Source organism: Wolbachia endosymbiont of Tuta absoluta, assembly GCF_059414725.1.
In genome coordinates this window covers 1-753 of sequence record NZ_JBNRJY010000128.1, presented here as the reverse complement: position 1 = coordinate 753, position 753 = coordinate 1, and the positions used below count along the sequence as shown (strand labels likewise).

Here is a 753-nt window from a genome sequence, read left to right as displayed (position 1 = left end):
ACGAAGATGGTACAACAACTTGGTATGGAAAATTATCTCCTATTGTTTATAGATAGCCTAGTATCATCGCTTATCTTACCCATACATCAAGGTTTTGTACTTTACACTATGTTATGCTTTAGGTCAAACTACGATCGATCTGAAAACTGAATCGGTGGAGAGTGCCAGCGCGTCCACGGGTAGCTCCCAGGAGGAGGAGGAACCAAAGAAGGCATGGATGCGGGCACCAGCTGGTGAGTCACATCATACAACATTTAAAAAAAAACATTCTTACAGTTTTTTTTTTATTTTATAATGATGGGTTTGCTCTTGACTCTAGTGTAGGTCATAGCACAGAGACATAGTCTAAAATGGAGCGAGCTCACCCAGAAGAAGCCTGTTAAGGCACTGGCACTCCCACACACTGACGGAACGCAGCAAGCTACTTGGCGCCTTTTAAAGCTAGGTATTGGAGCCTCCTTTTAAGCACAACAATGTCTGTGCAAGGAGGATCCATTCTTCTGCAGGCATTATCATAAGAATTATCTATTAATACATTCTTAACATAAAAATAAGAATAAAAATAAAAGGACACAATAATAGTGTGTGTTATTTTGACAGCCATAACAGTTAATATCTGTTGAACGGCCGTTAACGCTCTGCCTACCCCGCAAGGGATTATAGGCGTGATATGTATATGTGTATGTATGTTTATTTTTATGTTAAAAATGTATTAATAGATCATTCTTATGATAACGCCTGCGGAAGAGTGGA

General features: G+C 39.4%; 1 pseudogene. It reads left to right on the top strand.

The features are described from left to right. Nucleotides 1-24: 24 nt before the first annotated feature. Nucleotides 25-135, top strand: a pseudogene (locus ACJ5GX_RS01275) (YqaA family protein); the annotation flags it as partial. Nucleotides 136-753: the final 618 nt, after the last annotated feature.